Below are 19,100 nucleotides of genomic sequence, written 5' to 3'. Positions count from 1 at the left end.
ATGAGCAGTTTAGATTTTAACAACATTTCATTCGATTTACCAAAAAATCAGTCTAACGTTATAAAAGTTATAGGAGTTGGAGGAGGAGGTAGTAATGCCGTTAATCACATGTACTCACAGGGTATTAATGGTGTTGATTTTGTAGTTTGTAATACCGATGCTCAGGCTTTACAAAATAGTCCGGTACCTTCAAAAATTCAACTGGGAGTTTCATTAACCGAAGGTTTAGGAGCGGGCGCAAATCCTGAAGTAGGTGAGCAAGCTGCCATGGAAAGCATTCAAGAAATAAAAGATATGCTTTCTACTAATTCAAAAATGGTATTTATCACTGTTGGTATGGGTGGTGGAACAGGAACTGGAGCTGCGCCTATTATAGCAAAAGTAGCACGCGAGTTAGATTTGTTAACAATAGGTATTGTTACCAATCCTTTTAGTTTTGAAGGTAAAATGCGTAATGACCAAGCTCAAAAAGGAATTGATAAACTACGTCAGTATGTAGATTCTTTGGTGGTAATTAATAATAATAAATTAAGAGAAGTTTATGGAAATCTTGGGTTTAAAGCAGGATTCTCAAAAGCTGATGAAGTGCTTTCTACAGCTGCTCGTGGAATAGCCGAAGTTATTACACACCATTATACACAAAATATAGATTTAAAAGATGCTAAAACGGTGCTTTCAAATAGTGGTACAGCCATTATGGGTTCTGCAACAGCATCTGGTGTAAACAGATCGGAAGAAGCAATATCTAAAGCTTTAGATTCTCCTTTATTAAATGATAATAAAATAACAGGAGCTAAAAATGTGTTATTATTAATTGTTTCAGGATCTGAAGAAATAACAATTGATGAAATTGGAGAAATTAATGATTACGTTCAATCTCAAGCAAAATCCAATGTAAATATTATAATGGGTATTGGAGAAGACGAATCATTAGGAGAAGCTATTTCAGTTACAGTTATTGCTACTGGTTTTAATAAAGATCAACAGCACGAAATTTCAAATACTGAAGCAAAAAAAATAATTCACACTTTAGGTGATGATCAAGAAGCTACATTTGATTTCTCTGAAAAAAACATAATTGAACCTTCTGTAAATGAAGTGAATGAACCTATTAAGGTGCCAACACCACCTGTTGATGATAAAATTGTATTTGATTTAGGAGAAGAAGTTGACGATGAATTTGATATTATTCCAACAACAGAATTTATCAAAAATATTGATGTAACTTATGATGAAATTGCAAACGAAGAAGCAGAAGAGTTTATAATTACACCAATAACATATCAAAAAGAAGAAGAACCAATAAAAGTTGTTGAAGAAGAAAATCAAATTTCTTTCACATTTGATTTACCAATCTCTGAAGCTAAAAAAGAACATGAAGTTAAAGAGTCAACCCCTACTATAAAAAATATTGAAGTTGTAGATCATCAAGTTATTGAGCCTATTAAAAAAGTAAAAGAAGATGTTTATTTCTCGTTAGAAGATTATACAAAACTAGAAGAGAATTTAACAAAAGCAAAAAAAACAACATCAATTGAAGAAGAAGTTAATAACGAATTAAACATTACACTTCATTCAAAACCTGTAATAGATGTTAATGAACAAGAAGTGGTAGATTATAAAGAAGTTTCGCCATTAGATTTAACAATTGCTGAATTGCAAAAAAGAGCATCTGAAAGACGTGAGAAAATGAAAAATTTCAATTATAAGTTTATTAATAAAGTAAACAAAAATATTGACGAAATTGAAAAAGAGCCGGCATATAAAAGGATGGGAGTTGAGTTAAATGAAACTTCTCATTCATCAGAAATCAGTCAATCAAGAACAACGCTTGAAATTGATGACAACGATGACATTCAATTTAGATCAAATAACTCATTTTTACATGATAATGTAGATTAAAACGTAGCCCAAAGACGGTTCCCTTAGATTAATTTTCTAAGTTTTAACTCGAAAATCTTCGCCCAATTAAGAAGATTTTCGAGTTCTTTTTTTTTATCTTCGCAATACAAAATTTAATACTATGAGTTTACAGCAAAAGTTAATGGTAAAAATGAAAGAAGCTATGAAATTAAAAGATAAAGTAGCTTTAGAATCATTAAGAGCAATAAAATCTGAAATATTATTAGCACAAACTAAAAGTGGTGCTTCAGAAGAATTAACAGAAGATGAAGAAATAAAACTTCTTCAAAAATTGGTAAAGCAACGTAAAGAAAGTGCAGCTGTTTACAAAGAACAAGGCAGAGATGATTTAGCTGAACCTGAATTAGCTCAAGTTGAAATAATTGCACAATTTTTACCTGAACAGATGAGCGAAGATGAGTTAGAGAAAATTGTTGCTGAAATTATAAGTAGTGTAGGAGCTACTTCTATGAAAGATATGGGAAAAGTTATGGGAATGGCTTCTAAACAATTAGCGGGTAAAGCTGACGGTAAAGCTATTTCTACAATGGTTAAAAAACTTTTACAATAATTTTTTTGGCCGCGTAGTTCAACTGGATAGAATATCAGATTTCGGCTCTGAGGGTTGAGGGTTCGAATCCTTCCGCGGTCACGAATAAATCAACAAAAAGTTGGAAACTGAGCAAGCAAAAAAATAAAGCTTGCTTTAATTTTTTTGAGAGCGAAGTTTTCTTTTGTTGATTTTCAAAGCGGAGCTTTGTAAGGAACAACGAAGTTAATCCGTGTTAGGTTGGATGATAAAATAAAGCTTGCTTTAATTTTTTTGAGAGCGAAGTTTTCTTTTGTTGATTTTCAAAGCGGAGCTTTGTAAGGAACAACGAAGTTAATCCGTGTTAGGTTGGATGATAAAACAAAGTTTGCTTTAATTTTTTTGAGAGCGAAGTTTTCTTTTATTGATTTTCAAAGCGGAGCTTTGTAAGGAAGAACGAAGTTAAGCTTTCTCACAGTTACTGTACTCAAAAATTGTTAAGTTCTAATTTAGTTGCTTTTGTTTAGTTTAATAAAATATTTAATAAATAGTGTAAAAGGCGTTATGTTTGTTAATTCAAACTTGCATCAATTTGTACTGTTTTATAAAAATATAACTCCCGAACAAAGGAAATATATAACCGAAAAAAGTCATTTTTATAAGTGTTTGAGTTTAAAAAACAAACGTATTTTTGAACATCGAGTAGCTAATTTTATTAATGAGCATAATTTTTATGGAAACGGTATAAAAGTTACCTTAGAAATGAAAACACTTATTGCAGCCATGGCAATTACGCTAACTTTTGGTATGCATAGGTATTTATTTTCTAAAATAAACACTATAATTATTTACCCAAAAAGTTATTACTCAACTATCTTAGAACAGTATCATATTGGAGAAACAAATCCAAAATTACATTTAGTTGTATTTTCGTGGATAGATTTTTTAGATGGAATAAAAAATGGAGATGATAATTTAAACCTAGCAATTCACGAATTTTCACATGCACTACATTTTAGTTTTTTAAAAGAAGAAAGTTTTTCGGCAATTAACTTTAAAAACAATTTTAATAAGATTTTGAGGTACTTAAAAGAACCTGAAAATAAGCAAAAATTAATTGATACTAATTATTTACGATCGTATGCTTTTGAAAATAAATACGAGTTTTTAGCTGTTCTTATTGAACATTTTTTCGAAACACCGGCAATTTTTAAACAAAAACTTCCTGAGATATTTATACTTGTTCAAAAAATGTTAAATATTGATATATTAAAAATATATAGTAAAAAAGTTTAACTTATTTTATGAATAACAGGATTGAATGCCTTTGAAGCAACCAAAATTTTATCTCCAACAGTTAACATTTTCCCTTCACTTTCATCGGCAACAACTTTAACCAAATCTTTTCCAATTCGAATGGTTAAAATGTATAAAAAATCTTGTTTTTCAATTTCAATTAAGTCTCCGGTAAACTGAAATTTTGCATTTAACTCTTTATATTTAAAAACTTCATTAGGCTTTCCACGTCGTATAATTTTTCCATGTTCAATTTCAAATAAGGTATCGGACATTCTTATTATTTCAGAAACATCATGGCTTATTAAAATAGTGGTAAGTTTAAATTCTTTATGAACCTTTATTATATATTGTTGGAGTTTAAAACGTATTTCGGAATCTAATGCTGAAAGAGGTTCGTCTAGCATTAAAATAGAAGGTTTTTGAACTAAAGCTCTAGCCAAAGCAACACGTTGTTTTTGACCTCCGGAAAGCGTTTCGGGTTTGCGGTTTTGAAGTTCGTCCAATTCAATAATTTGAATAAGATTATCAACAATTTTAGAATTTTCACCTTTATTTAAGGCATATTGAAGATTTTCTTTCACGGTCATATTCGGAAATAACGCATAGTCCTGAAAAACAAAACCTACTTTACGTTTTTGAGGTTTTAGGTTAATTCCCTTTTCGGTATCTAACCAAGTTGTACCATTTACAATTATTTTGCCTTTTTCCGGCTTTAATAATCCTGATAAAATTCTAAGAATAGTTGTTTTACCAACACCCGATTTTCCATATAAGGTAACTAAACTTCCTTGTTCAATAGTTGTATTGATATCAAGTAGCATTTCTCCTGTTGCTGCTTTTAATTTTTTATGGATAGCAATTTCAATCATTTATAAATTTGTTTTAAATAACCTCCATTAATTAAATACACAGTTAATAATATACAAAATGACAAAGCAAATAATATGAGAGAATACGTATTAGCTGTAGCATAGTTTAAAGCTTCAACTTCATCATAAATAGCAATTGATGCAACTTTTGTTTTACCCGGAATATTTCCTCCAATCATTAATACTACTCCAAATTCGCCAATAGTATGGGCAAATGCGAGTACAATACCTGTAAGTAAAGATGGTTTTATATTGGGTAACAGCACTTTAAAAAGAGTGTTTAAGTTCGATTTTCCTAGAACAGAGGAAGCATCTAAAAAAGAAGCAGGTAAATTTGATAAACCGGATTGAATTGGATGTACCATAAAAGGCAAACTGTAAATTATGGAGGCAATAATCAATCCTTCAAATGAAAAAACCAATTGTAATCCTAAAAATTCATGCAGCCATTCGCCAAAAGAATTCGAAGGACTAAATGCAATAAGTAAATAAAAACCTATTACAGTAGGTGGTAAAACCAATGGCATACTAACCAATGTTTCTATAATTGGTTTAATTTTTAACTTTGTATAAGCCAGCCAATAAGCTAAAGGAATAGAAATTAGTAATAACAAAAAAGTTGTTATTACTGCTAATTTAAAGGTTAGTATAAGAGGGCTCCAATCAATCATTCACTTAACATAATTTCGTTGGTTTTAACCATTGCAGTAACCTCTGTACCAATTTCTAACTCTAATTGTTTTACTGCATTTGTTGTAATTATTGATGTTATTTTACCAACAGATGTATTTACAACAAGTTTACTTAATAAGTCTCTTGATTCTATTGATAAAATATTCCCAATAAATTTATTTTGCATACTAATATTATGATGAATTCCTTTACCAATAATAACTTCTGTCTCTTTAAAAACAACATCTATGTTATTCCCAATTTTTAAGAAAGGTTCTGTTTTAGGAGTATCTATAACAATTGCAGAAATTCTCGTTTTCAGCACATTTATATGAACAAGAGATAAACTACCACTTACTTTAATATTTTCTATTTCTCCTTTTAAAATGTTCATTTATTCTTTTACTGAATACCCAAATGTTTTTAAAATTTCTTTCCCTTTTATTGAAAAAAGAAAGTTATAAAATTTTTGAGCCTGATTAAAATTAGTTGTTTTATTTTTAAGTATTACAATACCTTGTGCTATTGGAGTATAATTACTTTCATCAATTTCTATCCAATTTCCCATTTCTTTTATTGAAGGTGATGATACTACAGATTTTGCTGTAAAACCAATTTCAGCTGCTTTAGTAGTAATAAATTGGTTAGTTTGCGCAATACTTTCTCCATAAACTAATTTATGTTGAATAGAATCAAAAATACTGAATTTTTTTAGTACTTCTATTGCTGCTAATCCGTAAGGAGCAGTTTTAGGATTTGCAATGGCAATATGGTCTATTTTTTTATGTTGAAGTAGTTGAATTGAAGGAATAATACTGTCTACCATAGACCACATAACCAGCTTTCCGTAAGCATAAATTTTAGGTTTTTGTGTTGCGAAACCTGAAGCGTATAATTCATTTGGATATTTCATGTCTGCCGATACAAAAATATGGTATGGGGCACCTTCTTTAATTTGAGCTGTTAATTTACCCGATGAACTTATTATTGTTTCGCATTTAATACCGGTTTCGTTAGTAAAAGCCTCGGTAATTTTATCTATTGCAAATTGCATATTGGCAGCAGTAGCAATAGTAAGGTGGTTTGTTTCTGTTTGTTTACAGGAAAAAAATAAAAATAGAGTTAAAATAAATAGTAATATTTTTTTTTGATTCATTTGATGGTTTGACATTAAATTAAGTAATCAAATTCCTGATAATTTATACCTTCAAATATATACGATTAGTTAAAAATGTAGCCTATTAAAGTGCTTTATTTTTTATAATTATGATTTTAATCATGCATAATTTTAGTTCAATTTTCGAACTTTATGTAAAATAATAAATTTAATGTCATGAAACGTCTTGAGCCAGTATCAAAAATTATGACTAAAAATGTTATTACTTTGAAGTTATCTGATGACTTGTATAAAGCAGAAAGATTGTTTAAAAAAAATCATATACGCCATATTCCGGTGGTAGAAGATGAGCACATTATTGGAATGTTAAGTCTTTCAGATTTGCAACGTATTAGCTTTTTAGATTCATACGATTCAGATGAAATAAAGATAGATAATACCATATATAATATGCTTAGCATTGAGCAATTAATGGTAAAAAATCCTATTAAAGTAAATTCCAGTATTACTATAAAATCGGTTGTAGAAATTTTATCAAAAAATGAGTTTCATGCTTTGCCTGTTATAGAAAATGATATTTTGGTTGGTATTGTTACAACTACCGATATACTTTTATATTTATTAGAACAATATAAGTTAGAAAGTGTTGAGTAAATTAGTTTGAAACTAATTTTTTCAACGTACTAATAGTTTCGGTTGGATTTTTACTTTTAAAAACAAAACTGCCTGCAACAAAAGCATCAACTCCAACTTTTGAAAGTTTTTCTATATTCTTATCAGTAACACCGCCATCTACTTCTATAATTGCATTAGAATTTGATTGTTCTATTAAAGTTTTTAATTGAGTAATTTTTTTATAGGTATTTTCAATAAAACTTTGCCCTCCAAATCCAGGATTTACACTCATTATTAATACCAAATCTAAGTCTCTGATAATATCTTCTAAAACAGAAATGGGAGTGTGAGGATTTAAAGAAACTCCGGCTTTCATACCTTGAGATTTTATTTCCTGTATTGTTTTGTGTAAATGAGTGCATGCCTCGTAGTGAACAGTTAAAATATCAGCACCAACGTTTTTAAAATCTTTTATATATCTGTCAGGTTCAACAATCATTAAATGGACATCCATTGTTTTTTTAGCGAGCTTTGTAATTGCTTTAATAACAGGCATTCCAAATGAAATATTAGGCACAAATACACCATCCATAACATCAATATGGAACCAATCGGCTTCACTATTGTTTACCATTTCAATATCACTTTGTAAATTACCAAAATCGGCTGCTAGCATTGAGGGAGCAATAATTTTACTCATTTTTTATAGTTGTTTTTACAAATATACTAAAAAAAGGCTGTTTGAAAATTGGTTCCAAACAGCCTTTTTTTAATAATTATGAATTACGGATTTAAAATTACGAATTGAAAAAAATAATTCATAATTCAAAATTTGTAATTGATGTATTATCCTAAATAAGTTTTTAAAATTTTACTTCTTGAGGTATGTTTTAAACGTCTTATCGCTTTTTCTTTAATTTGACGAACACGTTCACGAGTTAAATCGAATGTTTCTCCAATTTCTTCAAGGGTCATTGGGTGTGCATCACCTAAACCAAAATATAATTGTACAACATCAGCTTCTCTAGGTGTTAAAGTTTCTAAAGCGCGTTCAATTTCAACTTTTAAAGACTCATGAAGCAATGATTTATCTGGATTTGGAGATTCTCCTGTATTTAATACATCGTATAAATTAGAATCTTCACCTTCAATTAAAGGAGCATCCATAGATACGTGACGACCAGAATTTTTCATGGATTCTTTTACGTCATTTACAGTCATATCTAATTTTTTTGCAATTTCTTCAGCAGAAGGAGGTCTTTCATTTTCTTGCTCTAAAAATGCATACATTTTGTTGATTTTATTAATAGAGCCAATTTTGTTTAATGGTAAACGTACAATACGAGATTGTTCAGCCAATGCTTGTAAAATTGATTGACGAATCCACCAAACGGCATAAGAAATAAATTTAAAACCTCTGGTTTCATCAAAACGTTTAGCAGCTTTTATTAAACCTAAATTTCCTTCATTAATTAAATCAGGTAATGTTAATCCTTGATTTTGATATTGTTTAGCAACAGACACAACAAAACGAAGGTTAGCTTTTGTTAATCTTTCTAAAGCCACCTGATCTCCTGCTTTAATACGTTGTGCTAATTCTACTTCTTGTTCTGCTGTTATTAAGTCTACTTTTCCTATCTCTTGTAAATACTTGTCTAATGATGCGGTTTCTCTGTTAGTAACCTGTTTCGTAATTTTTAATTGTCTCATTTAGTAGCTATAAATATTTTAGTTTAAATATGTGGTATACAATATATACGTTGTATTTTTGGAAATGTTACAAAAATTATTAAAAAATATTTTTTTGTGACGTTTTTTAAAAGAATGTGTCTTAAGCATATAACCCAATATAAAATTTTTGAAATCAGCTAGTGACATATCGTTATTAAGTGATAACGAATTAGTACAAAAAATAGTAAAAACAAATGACACTCATTTGTTTGCTGTTTTGTATGATAGGCATGTTGCTGTGGTTTATAATAAATGTTTAGGTTTTGCAACTTCAGCAGAAGAAGCACAAGATTTAACACACGATATTTTTATAAAACTTTTTGTGAAACTCAGAACATTTAAAGGAACAGCTAAGTTTTCAACTTGGTTATATTCATTTACTTATAATTTTTGTGTGAATTATGTTACACGGAATAATTATAAAAAAAATGAAAAGAATTTTGAAGGAGAAATATCAGATTCAGATGAAATAGATTCCAGTGAAGAAATTCTATTTGAAATGAAAACTGAAAAATTAAAGAAAGCATTAAATTTAATTGATCCAAGCGATAAAATGATTTTATTGTTAAAATATCAAGATGATTTTTCAATAAAAGAAATTCAAGAAGTTTTGGAAATTAATGAAAGTGCTGTAAAAATGCGTCTTAAAAGAGCAAGAGAGAAAGTAATTAGTGTATATAATAATCTTAAATAATGGAAAATCCGTTTAAGAAAATATTACATAACGAAGAAGTACCAAAAGTACTTAGAGAAAAAGTAATTAACGATATTTCGTTAATTAAGCTTTCTATTGATATTGCCGATCTATTTGCAGTAAAATACCCAAACACTCTTGGTGAATTTATAATTACAGAAAAAAATCCGATAAAAAATAAAGAAAATAAGGAAGAAGATCAAGAAGAAGAGTAAAATACAACTAACCCAAAATTAAAAAAAATGAAAGCTATTATTCAGTTAGAAGATGTAAATCTGACATTCATTCAAAACTTATGGAGTGATTTTTTAAATGTTATTCCAAAAATATTTTTAGCAATTGGTTTTATAATACTTGCATGGATAATTATTAAAACGGTAAATTTTATACTTAAAAAATTATTACGTATTACTAAAATAGATTCGATTACAACCAAATTAAATGAAGCAGAACTTTTTGGAAAGACAGATTATAATGTTGTTCCTTCAAAAATTATATTAAAGTTTGTAAAATACTTACTGATCTTAATTTTTATAGTCATAGCATCAGAATTGTTAGGTTTAACAATAGTGTCGGAGGGCATAGGAAGTTTTATAGCATATCTACCAATATTAATTAGTGCTTTACTAATATTTGTTTTAGGAGTTTATGTTGCCTCATTAATAAAAAATGCAATTAGAGATACTTTTAAATCAATGGATCTTACTGGTGGTAATTTGGTTGGTAATATTGTGTTTTATTTAATAGTGGTATTTATTTCAATTACTGCTTTAAATCAGGCAGGTGTTGATACTGAGATTATTACAAATAACTTAACCTTAATTTTAGGTTCAATATTAGTTTCTTTCACAATTGCTTTTGGTTTGGGTTCAAGAGATGTTGTACTGCGTTTATTATTTGGATTTTATTCACGTAGAAATTTTGAAATAGGACAACATATTAAAACCGATGGAGTAGAAGGTGTTATTCAACAAATTGATAATATATGTATTACAATAAAAACCGGTGAAGGTATTGTTGTATTACCAATTAAAGATTTTGTAGATAAAAAAATTGAAATTATAGATTAATCAATATTAAAAATACTCTTGTTTAAGGGGGAAGGTTGTATTAAGAAAAAGAAAGAATTATTGTTTGAGGATTTTAGCTTTAATACAAGAGTAATTTTTAAAATATAATAGAAAAATGCATGGGTTAGTCATTTTCTATTAAAAAGAGAAAAACCAATTATAAACATTTGTTTATGATTGGTTATCTCTAAAGATAATTATTAGAAATTTGTTGGGTTAGTTAAATTTCTAATAATTCTATGTAAGCGAGTAAATTTTAATTTACTGGTAAAAAAAGCTTCTCAAATTTTGAGAAGCTTTTTATTTAATAATTATTTTTCTTCGTTTCTATCTCTTTTTTCCTGTCTAGGAGGTCTAGGCAGTAAAGCTTTTCTAGAAACTTTTGGTTTTCTTGTTTTAGGATCAATACCAAAGTATTTAACATCTATAACATCACCAATTTTAACTACATCAGTAACGTTATTTGTTCTTTCCCATGCAAGCTCAGAAATATGTAATAAAACTTCATTACCTGGAGCTTCATTATATTCAACAACAGCACCAAAATCTAATAATTTAACAACTGTTACTTCATAAACACTTCCTACTTCAGGTTTAAAAGTGATAGATTTAATTTTAGCTAAAACCGTATCAATTCCTGACTGATTAGTACCTAAAATTTCAACAACACCTTTTTCATCAACTTCTTCAATAACAATGGTAGTTTTAGTTTCTTTTTGTAATTCTTGAATTACTTTTCCTCCAGGTCCAATTAAAGCTCCAATGTAATCTCCCGGTATTGTTACTGTAACCATTTTAGGAGCATGAGCTTTTACTGTTTCAGCCGGTTTAGCAATGGTATCGGTAATTTTACCTAAAATATGTAAACGTCCTTCACGCGCTTGTTTTAAAGCTTTAACTAAAATTTCATAGGATAAACCTTTAATTTTAATATCCATTTGACAGGCTGTAATACCATCAGCAGTACCTGTAACTTTAAAGTCCATATCGCCTAAATGATCTTCATCTCCTAAAATATCTGAAAGAACAGCATATTTTTCTCCATCGGAAATTAATCCCATTGCAATTCCGGTAACCGGTTTTTTAAGTTGTATACCTGCATCCATTAATGCCATAGTACCTGCACAAACTGTTGCCATTGAAGATGATCCATTAGATTCTAATACTTCGGAAACAACTCTTACAGTATAAGGGCAATCTTCAGGAACCATACCACTTAAAGCACGTTGAGCTAAATTACCATGTCCAATTTCACGACGAGAAGTTCCTCTTAATGGACGAGCTTCACCGGTTGAAAAAGGAGGGAAGTTATAATGTAAATAAAATTTTTCTTCTCCTTGATAAGTTGGCATATCAACTTGGTTAGCCTCACGCGAAGTGCCAAGTGTTACAGTAGCCAAAGCTTGTGTTTCACCTCTTGTAAAAATTGATGAACCGTGAGTTGAAGGCAGGTAATCAATTTCGCACCAAATTGGTCTGATTTCAGTTGTTTTACGTCCGTCTAAACGTAAACCTTCATCTAAAGTTAAATTGCGTACCGCAGTTTTTTGAGCTTTATTGAAGTATTTTGAAATTAAAGCACCTTTTTCGGTTAATTCTTCTTCTGTAAATTGAGTTTTAATTTCTTCTAATATTGCAGCAAATTTTTCACCACGTTCTTGTTTTGATGATCCTGCTTTTGCAATATCATAACATTTTTGATATGCTAAACCTTGAATTTTTTCTTCTAAATCTTCATCATTAGCTTCAAGTTCGTATTCTCTGGTTTCTTTTTTACCAACTTTTTCAGCTAATTCTAATTGTGCTTTACATTGTATTTTTATGGCATCATGAGCAAATTTGATTGCTTCAGTCATTTCCTCTTCAGAAACTTCTTTCATTTCTCCTTCAACCATAGTAACAGAGTCTTCAGAAGCACCAACCATTAGATCAATATCAGCGTTTTCTATTTGTACTCTACTTGGGTTAATAACAAATTCTCCATCAATTCGAGCAACTCTAACTTCTGAAATTGGGCATTCAAAAGGAATATCAGTAATTGCAATACATGCAGAAGCGGCTAAACCGGCTAAAGCATCTGGCATTACATCTTCATCATGAGACATTAGCTGTATCATTACTTGTGTTTCAGCATGATAGTCTTTTGGAAACATTGGGCGTAAAACACGATCAACTAAACGCATGGTTAAAATTTCCTCTGTACTTGGTCTTGCTTCACGTTTAAAAAAACCTCCGGGATATCTACCTGCTGCAGAAAATTTTTCTCTGTAGTCTACGGTTAACGGTAAAAAATCTACTCCCGGACTAGCTGTTCTCGCTGATACTACTGTTGCTAGTAGCATAGCGTCTCCCATTCTAACAACAACAGATCCATCTGCTTGTTTTGCTAATTTTCCTGTTTCAATAGAGATAGTTCTTCCATCTCCTAATTCAATAGTTTGTGTATGTACCTTAGGTATCATAAATAATTTTGTAATTAATTAAACATTTTGGTTTGTTGTTGTGTTGTTGTGTTAACCAATGAAAAGTTTAATTTAAGCTTTCTTTTATTGTAGACTAAATTTAAATAAAAAAGAGGCAAAAACGCCTCTTTAATATGAAATTATTTTCTTAATCCTAATTCTTGAATTATTGCACGATATCTTACAATATCCTTTTTAATTAGATAATCAAGTAAATTTCTTCTTTTACCTACTAATTTAACTAATGAGCGTTCTGTATTATAATCTTTACGATTGTTTTTTAAATGCTCTGTTAAATGGTTGATTCTGTATGTGAAAAGCGCTATTTGTCCTTCAGCAGAACCTGTGTTTGTTGCTGAACTTCCGTGTTTTTCAAAGATTTCAGCTTTTTTTTCTTTTGTTAAGTACATGCTAACATTAATTTTATTAATAATTTTTATGTATTGTTAACCCTAATAGCTAACGGTCGGCAAATATACTATTATTATTTTGAATTACAATTAAATAAATAAAGATATTGTTTGCTACTTATTTAAACCTTAACCGTTTAATAATGTCTTATATACAATAAAAATAAATGTTGTATAGTTAGTATATATATAAATGTTAATATTATAAGTTATGAAGAATTTAAGTTTAAAATTAGTACTAGGCTTTATTTTTAGTAGCCTAATTTTAGTAAGTTGTAATGATGATGATAACAAAGCAGTAAATAAAGAATCTATATCTGCAGAAGAAGCTTCAGCTGTAATTGAAGTAGATGATATTTCCAATGATGTTAATAATGTAATAGATGATTTTTTTGAGTTTGAAGAAGGTCTATCATCACGTTCGGAAACTAATAAACCTGATTTTTTTAATTGTATGACAGCTTCATTTGAAGTTTCGGGTACAACTAAAACTATAACTTTAGATTTTGGTGAGAGTTGCAGCTTACCTAGTGATAATGTTTTAAGCGGTAAAATTATAATGAGTTACGAATTGAATACAGAAGCTCAAGAAATTACAGTAACATATACTTATCAAAATTTTTATTTTAATGAGAATGGTATTGATGGGCAAAGTACTATTGTGAGAGTTAAAGAGAATGAAAATGGAAACCCACAATCAACTTTAACTTATGATGTTGCTGTAACTTGGTCTGATGGAGAATATGCTTCAGGAACAGGAACTAAAATAAGAGAATGGGTTGAAGGGTTTGATACTAGAACATGGGAAGATAATGTTCATTTAATTACAGGAAGCTGGAGTGTTACACTTAATGATGAAACTACATATAAAGCTACAATTATTGAACCATTAAGACGTGAAATGATTTGTAAATATATTGTAAGTGGAAGTTTAGAGTTACAAAAAAATAATGTTAAAGGCACTTTAGATTTTGGTGATGGAACTTGTGATGATATTGCAATTTTTACAAATGAATCAGGGGAAGAATCAGAAGTTACTTTACGTTAAAATTCTTTTTGCATAGAATAAAAAAGTGAGCATATTTAGGCTCACTTTTTTATTTTTCTTATTGGTAAGTTTTGAATTAAATCAATATATAAGTTAATTTGTTTTTTAAGATTTTTTCTTTCTATTATTTTATCTAAAAAGCCATGTTCCAATACAAATTCTGAACGTTGAAAACCTTCTGGTAAATCTTTTCCGGTGGTGTCTCTTACAACTCTTGGTCCGGCAAAAGCTATTAATGCATTAGGTTCTGCAAAATTCACATCGCCAAGCATTGCATAAGAAGCGGTTGTACCTCCTGTTGTTGGGTCGGTACAAAGAGAAATGTAAGGTATTTTAGCATCAGAAAGTTGAGCTAATTTTGCTGAAGTTTTAACCAATTGCATTAATGATAAAGAAGCTTCCATCATTCTGGCACCTCCAGATTTAGAGATCATTAAAAATGGAATATTATTTTGCATTGAATAATCAATTGCTCTAGCTATTTTTTCACCTACAACACTTCCCATAGAGCCTCCAATAAAACTGAAATCCATAGCTGCTATTACTAAATCTTTACCAAAAGATTTGCCAACGGCTGTTCTCACAGCATCTTTAAGTTTGGTTTTTTCGTATGCTTCTTTTAATCTTTCAGTATATTTTTTAGTATCTGTAAATTTTAATGGATCTTTAGATACCATATTTTTATCAAATTCAGTGTACGTATTATCGTCAAAAAGAATTTCAAAATATTCAGCACTTCCTATTCTAACATGATAACCATCTTCCGGGCTAACATAGTAGTTTTCTTTTAATTCTTCTGTATCTACAATTTTACCACTAGGTGTTTTATACCACAAACCTTTTGGAACATCTTTTTTCTTTTCGGTAGGAGTTTGAATTCCTTTATCTTTTCTTTTAAACCAAGATGACATATAAATATTGTTTTAGTTGAAAAATGGGTGTGCAAATTACTAAAAAAAACAAAGAGAACGTAAAAAATACATTCTCTTTATTAAATTAACTTTAAATTGTTGTGTTTATAACGTGTTAATGTTGTTTAAATCTTCAAAAGCTTTTGTTAAGCGTTTTTTAAATGTAATTTCACCTTCACGTAGCCATTTTCTTGGGTCGTAATGTTTTTTATTTGGTTGGTCATCACCATCCGGATTTCCAATTTGTGTTTTTAAATAGTCAATTTTAGAAATCATATAATCTCTAATTCCTTCAGCAAAAGCAAATTGTAAATCGGTATCAATATTCATTTTTACAACACCATAACCAATAGCTTCTCTAATTTCTTCTAAAGTTGATCCTGAACCTCCATGGAATACAAAGTCAACAGGATTTGCTTCAGTATTATAGTTTTTTTCTATATATTTTTGAGAGTTGTCTAAAATTTTTGGAGTTAATTTAACATTACCGGGTTTGTAAACACCATGAACGTTACCAAATGAAGCAGCAATTGTAAAACGGTCGCTTACTTTTTTAAGTTCTTCATAAGCATAGGCAACTTCTTCCGGTTGTGTGTATAATTTTGATGAATCAACATCGCTATTATCTACACCATCTTCTTCACCTCCTGTAATACCAAGTTCAATTTCTAATGTCATACCCATCTTACTCATACGTTCAAGGTAACCTTTACAAATTTCAATATTCTCATTAAGAGGTTCTTCAGAAAGGTCAATCATATGTGAACTGAATAATGGTACTCCGTTTTCTTTGTAAAATTGCTCTCCGGCATCTAATAATCCGTCAATCCAAGGTAATAATTTTTTAGCACAGTGGTCAGTATGTAAAATTACAGGAATTTCATATGCTTTTGCCAGTAAATGTACATGTTTAGCTCCTGCAATTGCACCTGCAATAGCAGCTTTTTCTCCTTCATTTGATAATCCTTTTCCTGCATTAAATTGAGCACCTCCATTAGAGAATTGGATAATAACAGGTGAATTTAAATCTTTTGCAGTTTCTAAAACAGCGTTAATTGTGTTAGAGCCCACAACATTTACTGCTGGTAATGCGAATTTTTTAGCTTTAGCAAGTTTAAAAATTTCCTGCACCATATCTCCTGTTGCAACTCCTGATTTAATTATATGACTCATAATATTTTATGTAATTTTATTAATAACTAATTGTAGCAAAATTAATGAATTATATGGTTTATTTAAAGATATTGAATAGAAAAAAAACGAAATCGAAATAGTTATACTATATAGAGTTTAGAATGGATAACTAATACCAAAATTGTAGACTGTTCTATTGAAATTATAATTTGTAAACCATTTTTTTCCGCTAGGGAGATAAGGTTCGTATGTTTTAAAACCTAAATCTAATCGTAATAAAATAAAATTCAAATCGTATCTAATCCCAAATCCTGAGCCTATTGCAATGTCTTTTAATGAATCAATTCCATTAAATTTTTCTTCGGATGCTGTTACTGATGAATTTGTAATATCCCAAATATTCCCGGCATCAACAAATAATGCTCCTTTTATACTGTTCAATATTTTAAATCGATACTCTAAACTACTTATAAATTTTAAATTGCCAACATTATATTCTAAACCGCTTTTTGAAGAACCCGGACCTAAATCGTAAATTTGCCATGCGCGTAAATCGTTTGGACCACCTATAAAATAACTTCTGCTAAAAGGTATTGTGTTAGAATTTCCGTAGGGTATGGCAACGCCTATAAAACTTCTTAGAGCTAATACATTTTCCGGTGATAAACTCCAGAATTTTTTATATTCTAAATCTGTTCTGGCATATTGAGCAATGGGTGTATTAAATAATGTTTTTGATCCGTTTTTATCTTTATCACTAGTTAATGCTGTGGTTAAATTACCTGATGATACTAAACGCACTCTAAAGGAAGAGAAGTCTGTGTCTTTATAATTTTCGCTGTTATTGTAAGTAAAAGTGTATGCCAATGCCGGAACCAAAACATCTTCTGTAATGATATTATATCTTTTTTTAATATTTTGTGCAGTTTTATACTCTTGAGGATTACTAGCTTTAAAATCTGAATCAATATTTGTATTTATAAAATCAATAACGCTAGTTGTTGTTAATGTTTCATCAAAATATGTTGTAGCAATATTTTGTATTTCATTAAACTCTGATTTGTAAATATTAAAATACGAATCAATATTCAGGTTTTTAATGTATTGTGCGTTTAATAATTGGAAGCTATGCTTTTTTGTTTTTGATGATTCCCAAGTGTAATCTATAATTCCAGTAAATTTTTGTTTGTCTAATCCTATATTTTCTTGCAGACTTGTACCAACCGTGAAAATTGTTTTAGGAAGCATACTTTTTGGGATGATTTTTTTTGCATTGAAAGGCAATAAAAAGCGAGGTAGCTCTATTGATATATCACCACCAATTTCCCATGCGTTTAATAATTTATCGTTTTTAGCGGCATCTTTTGAGTCTAAAAATGAACCTTGTACCGAGAATTTTAAAATTTCTGCTCCTTTAAAAATGTTTCGGTTTAAAAAAGAAAGTTTACCGGAAATACCAAGTTGCCTGATGTTAGAATGAGTTAATTCTGTATTAAATCCGATGGAATATTTTTTTAAAGGTGTTAAATAAACAGAGGCTTCAAGATTGTCATTACCTAATTCTGTGTATTTAATTTCTACCGACCTGAAATTGTCTAATCCTCTTATGTGTTTACGCGTTAATTCTCTTGTTTCGTCTTTATAAATAGTATTCGGTTCAATAAAAATTGAATTCAATAAAAATTTGGGGTTATACTTTAGTTTGTCGTATGCTAAAAATGTGTATCCTTTATAATTTAAGGTGTCTTTAATAGGATTGTCTTTAGTATTGAAAGAAAAATCGGTATAAATTTTAACATTTTGTATTTTTTGAATTTTAAAAGGTACATTGCCAATACTGTCATTTATAATTAGATAGATATTAGACTTATAGTTAGAATTTGAAGTGTCTACTTCAACACTAACAGCATTTTTGTTAAATCTAAAAATTCCTGAATTCCTAAATAAAGTTGTTATTCTGTTTTGTTCATTTGCAAAAAGCGAATATCTGAATTGTTCTCCTTTTTTAATAAAGGACTCTTCTTTTGTTATATTGTAGATAGAATCTAAGACTTTAGATTCTATATTCGTGCTAATTGTATCTAAAAGATAAGGTTTGCCGGTATTTACATTGTAGTTTATATGAGCTCTCTTATTTTTTAAAACCTTTTCTTCTGAAGTTACTTTGATATTAAAATAGCCTTCATTAAAAAAATGATCGGTTAAATTTTTAACGGTTTGTGTCGTTTTTTTAGAATCTAAAATAATAGGTTCTTCACCATTATTCAACCACCATTGATTCATGTTGTATTTAAAATTTCGAAGACCACGGGTTTGTTTTTCTGAAAAAACATTTGTTGTGAATTTATACCAACCCGGATTGTTTTCTTTCCATTTTTCAAAATCGGTTTCAAAATCTTTATTTCCAATATTATGGAAATGTAGAGGTAATGGAATACCAAGCACTAATTGATTTGGACGCTGAACTATATAATCGTTAATTTCATCATCCACATTTTTTTTATTATTTATAAAAATGGTGTTTTTTGTAAGTAAATTTTCATTTTCAGGAACATACTTAACAGTATTACACGATGAAAAACTAAAAGTTATACTTAATATAAGTATTAATATTATAAAATTGTTTTTCAATAAATA

19 protein-coding genes and 1 tRNA gene are annotated in these 19,100 nt (G+C 29.3%); 9 read left to right on the top strand and 11 right to left on the bottom strand.

The window, feature by feature from the left end; all coding sequences use genetic code 11:
* The 4 genes from ftsZ (at nucleotide 1) to HGB55_RS04140 (ending at nucleotide 3,727) form a co-directional block, all read left to right on the top strand.
* Nucleotides 1-1,902, top strand: coding sequence for a cell division protein FtsZ (gene ftsZ, locus HGB55_RS04155; RefSeq protein WP_168814927.1), 1,902 nt, complete (start codon nucleotides 1-3; stop codon nucleotides 1,900-1,902).
* Between the two features lie 121 nt (nucleotides 1,903-2,023).
* Nucleotides 2,024-2,473, top strand: a complete 450-nt coding sequence (locus HGB55_RS04150; protein ID WP_168814925.1) for a GatB/YqeY domain-containing protein — start codon at nucleotides 2,024-2,026, stop codon at nucleotides 2,471-2,473.
* A 7-nt stretch (nucleotides 2,474-2,480) separates the two neighbouring features.
* Nucleotides 2,481-2,554: transfer RNA gene (locus tag HGB55_RS04145), tRNA-Arg, on the top strand.
* Nucleotides 2,555-2,995: 441 nt separating this feature from the next.
* Nucleotides 2,996-3,727, top strand: coding sequence for a zinc-dependent peptidase (locus HGB55_RS04140; RefSeq protein WP_168814923.1), 732 nt, complete (start codon nucleotides 2,996-2,998; stop codon nucleotides 3,725-3,727).
* Here HGB55_RS04140 and HGB55_RS04135 read toward each other — a convergent pair.
* Genes HGB55_RS04135 through modA form a run of 4 tightly spaced genes read right to left on the bottom strand, consistent with a single transcriptional unit; the run spans nucleotide 3,724 to nucleotide 6,427 of the window.
* The gene (locus HGB55_RS04135; protein ID WP_168814921.1) at nucleotides 3,724-4,599 is read right to left on the bottom strand and encodes a sulfate/molybdate ABC transporter ATP-binding protein; all 876 of its coding nucleotides are present in this window, start codon (nucleotides 4,597-4,599) and stop codon (nucleotides 3,724-3,726) included. The genes HGB55_RS04140 and HGB55_RS04135 overlap by 4 nt on opposite strands.
* Entirely contained in the window at nucleotides 4,596-5,270 is a 675-nt protein-coding gene (gene modB / locus HGB55_RS04130; protein WP_168814919.1) for a molybdate ABC transporter permease subunit, read from the bottom strand. Before modB ends, HGB55_RS04135 begins: the two co-directional genes overlap by 4 nt.
* Nucleotides 5,267-5,665 (bottom strand): molybdopterin-binding protein, encoded by a 399-nt coding sequence (locus HGB55_RS04125; protein WP_168814910.1) that lies wholly within the window; start codon nucleotides 5,663-5,665, stop codon nucleotides 5,267-5,269. The genes modB and HGB55_RS04125 overlap by 4 nt, the downstream gene beginning before the upstream one ends.
* Nucleotides 5,666-6,427, bottom strand: a complete 762-nt coding sequence (gene modA / locus HGB55_RS04120; RefSeq protein ID WP_168814908.1) for a molybdate ABC transporter substrate-binding protein — start codon at nucleotides 6,425-6,427, stop codon at nucleotides 5,666-5,668.
* Nucleotides 6,428-6,604: 177 nt separating this feature from the next.
* On the opposite strand from modA, the gene HGB55_RS04115 reads away from it, so the two are divergent.
* Complete coding sequence (locus tag HGB55_RS04115; protein ID WP_168814907.1) at nucleotides 6,605-7,042, top strand: HPP family protein; 438 nt, start codon at nucleotides 6,605-6,607, stop codon at nucleotides 7,040-7,042.
* A 1-nt stretch (nucleotide 7,043) separates the two neighbouring features.
* Here HGB55_RS04115 and rpe read toward each other — a convergent pair whose 3' ends face one another.
* Both rpe and HGB55_RS04105 read right to left on the bottom strand, forming a co-directional pair.
* Nucleotides 7,044-7,703: a ribulose-phosphate 3-epimerase gene (gene rpe / locus HGB55_RS04110; RefSeq protein WP_168814905.1), complete on the bottom strand. Its 660-nt coding sequence runs from the start codon at nucleotides 7,701-7,703 to the stop codon at nucleotides 7,044-7,046.
* 146 nt (nucleotides 7,704-7,849) lie between these two features.
* Nucleotides 7,850-8,713, bottom strand: a complete 864-nt coding sequence (locus HGB55_RS04105; protein WP_168814903.1) for an RNA polymerase sigma factor RpoD/SigA — start codon at nucleotides 8,711-8,713, stop codon at nucleotides 7,850-7,852.
* Between the two features lie 139 nt (nucleotides 8,714-8,852).
* On the opposite strand from HGB55_RS04105, the gene HGB55_RS04100 reads away from it, so the two are divergent.
* From HGB55_RS04100 to HGB55_RS04090, 3 genes are read left to right on the top strand one after another with little or no spacing between them, the layout of a single operon-like run.
* Nucleotides 8,853-9,428 carry an RNA polymerase sigma factor gene (locus HGB55_RS04100; RefSeq protein ID WP_371807802.1) on the top strand — a complete coding sequence of 192 codons (576 nt, stop codon included), beginning with the start codon at nucleotides 8,853-8,855 and terminating at the stop codon, nucleotides 9,426-9,428.
* A complete protein-coding gene (locus HGB55_RS04095) occupies nucleotides 9,428-9,643 on the top strand; it encodes a hypothetical protein (protein WP_168814850.1) in 216 nt (71 codons plus the stop codon). Before HGB55_RS04100 ends, HGB55_RS04095 begins: the two co-directional genes overlap by 1 nt.
* Before the next feature lie 27 nt (nucleotides 9,644-9,670).
* Nucleotides 9,671-10,498, top strand: coding sequence for a small-conductance mechanosensitive channel (locus tag HGB55_RS04090; RefSeq protein WP_168814899.1), 828 nt, complete (start codon nucleotides 9,671-9,673; stop codon nucleotides 10,496-10,498).
* Between the two features lie 311 nt (nucleotides 10,499-10,809).
* Here HGB55_RS04090 and HGB55_RS04085 read toward each other — a convergent pair whose 3' ends face one another.
* Both HGB55_RS04085 and rpsO read right to left on the bottom strand, forming a co-directional pair.
* Nucleotides 10,810-12,960, bottom strand: a complete 2,151-nt coding sequence (locus tag HGB55_RS04085) for a polyribonucleotide nucleotidyltransferase (protein ID WP_168814897.1) — start codon at nucleotides 12,958-12,960, stop codon at nucleotides 10,810-10,812.
* A 140-nt stretch (nucleotides 12,961-13,100) separates the two neighbouring features.
* Complete coding sequence (rpsO, locus tag HGB55_RS04080; protein ID WP_168814895.1) at nucleotides 13,101-13,370, bottom strand: 30S ribosomal protein S15; 270 nt, start codon at nucleotides 13,368-13,370, stop codon at nucleotides 13,101-13,103.
* Between the two features lie 211 nt (nucleotides 13,371-13,581).
* Between rpsO and HGB55_RS04075 the strand changes: the two genes are divergently transcribed.
* A complete protein-coding gene (locus HGB55_RS04075; protein WP_168814887.1) occupies nucleotides 13,582-14,418 on the top strand; it encodes a hypothetical protein in 837 nt (278 codons plus the stop codon).
* 41 nt (nucleotides 14,419-14,459) lie between these two features.
* Here HGB55_RS04075 and accD read toward each other — a convergent pair whose 3' ends face one another.
* The 3 genes from accD to HGB55_RS04060 form a co-directional block, all read right to left on the bottom strand.
* Entirely contained in the window at nucleotides 14,460-15,329 is an 870-nt protein-coding gene (accD, locus tag HGB55_RS04070) for an acetyl-CoA carboxylase, carboxyltransferase subunit beta (protein WP_168814886.1), read from the bottom strand.
* 105 nt (nucleotides 15,330-15,434) lie between these two features.
* Nucleotides 15,435-16,502, bottom strand: a complete 1,068-nt coding sequence (gene fbaA, locus HGB55_RS04065; RefSeq protein WP_168814885.1) for a class II fructose-bisphosphate aldolase — start codon at nucleotides 16,500-16,502, stop codon at nucleotides 15,435-15,437.
* A 117-nt stretch (nucleotides 16,503-16,619) separates the two neighbouring features.
* Nucleotides 16,620-19,094 carry a BamA/TamA family outer membrane protein gene (locus HGB55_RS04060; RefSeq protein WP_211047339.1) on the bottom strand — a complete coding sequence of 825 codons (2,475 nt, stop codon included), beginning with the start codon at nucleotides 19,092-19,094 and terminating at the stop codon, nucleotides 16,620-16,622.
* Nucleotides 19,095-19,100 lie beyond the last annotated feature (6 nt).

Origin of the sequence: Lutibacter sp. B1 (assembly GCF_012524075.1) — a bacterium.
Lineage (GTDB): Bacteria > Bacteroidota > Bacteroidia > Flavobacteriales > Flavobacteriaceae > Lutibacter.
Note: the sequence above shows the minus strand (reverse complement) of the source record. Positions and strands in the feature narration are given on the sequence as shown.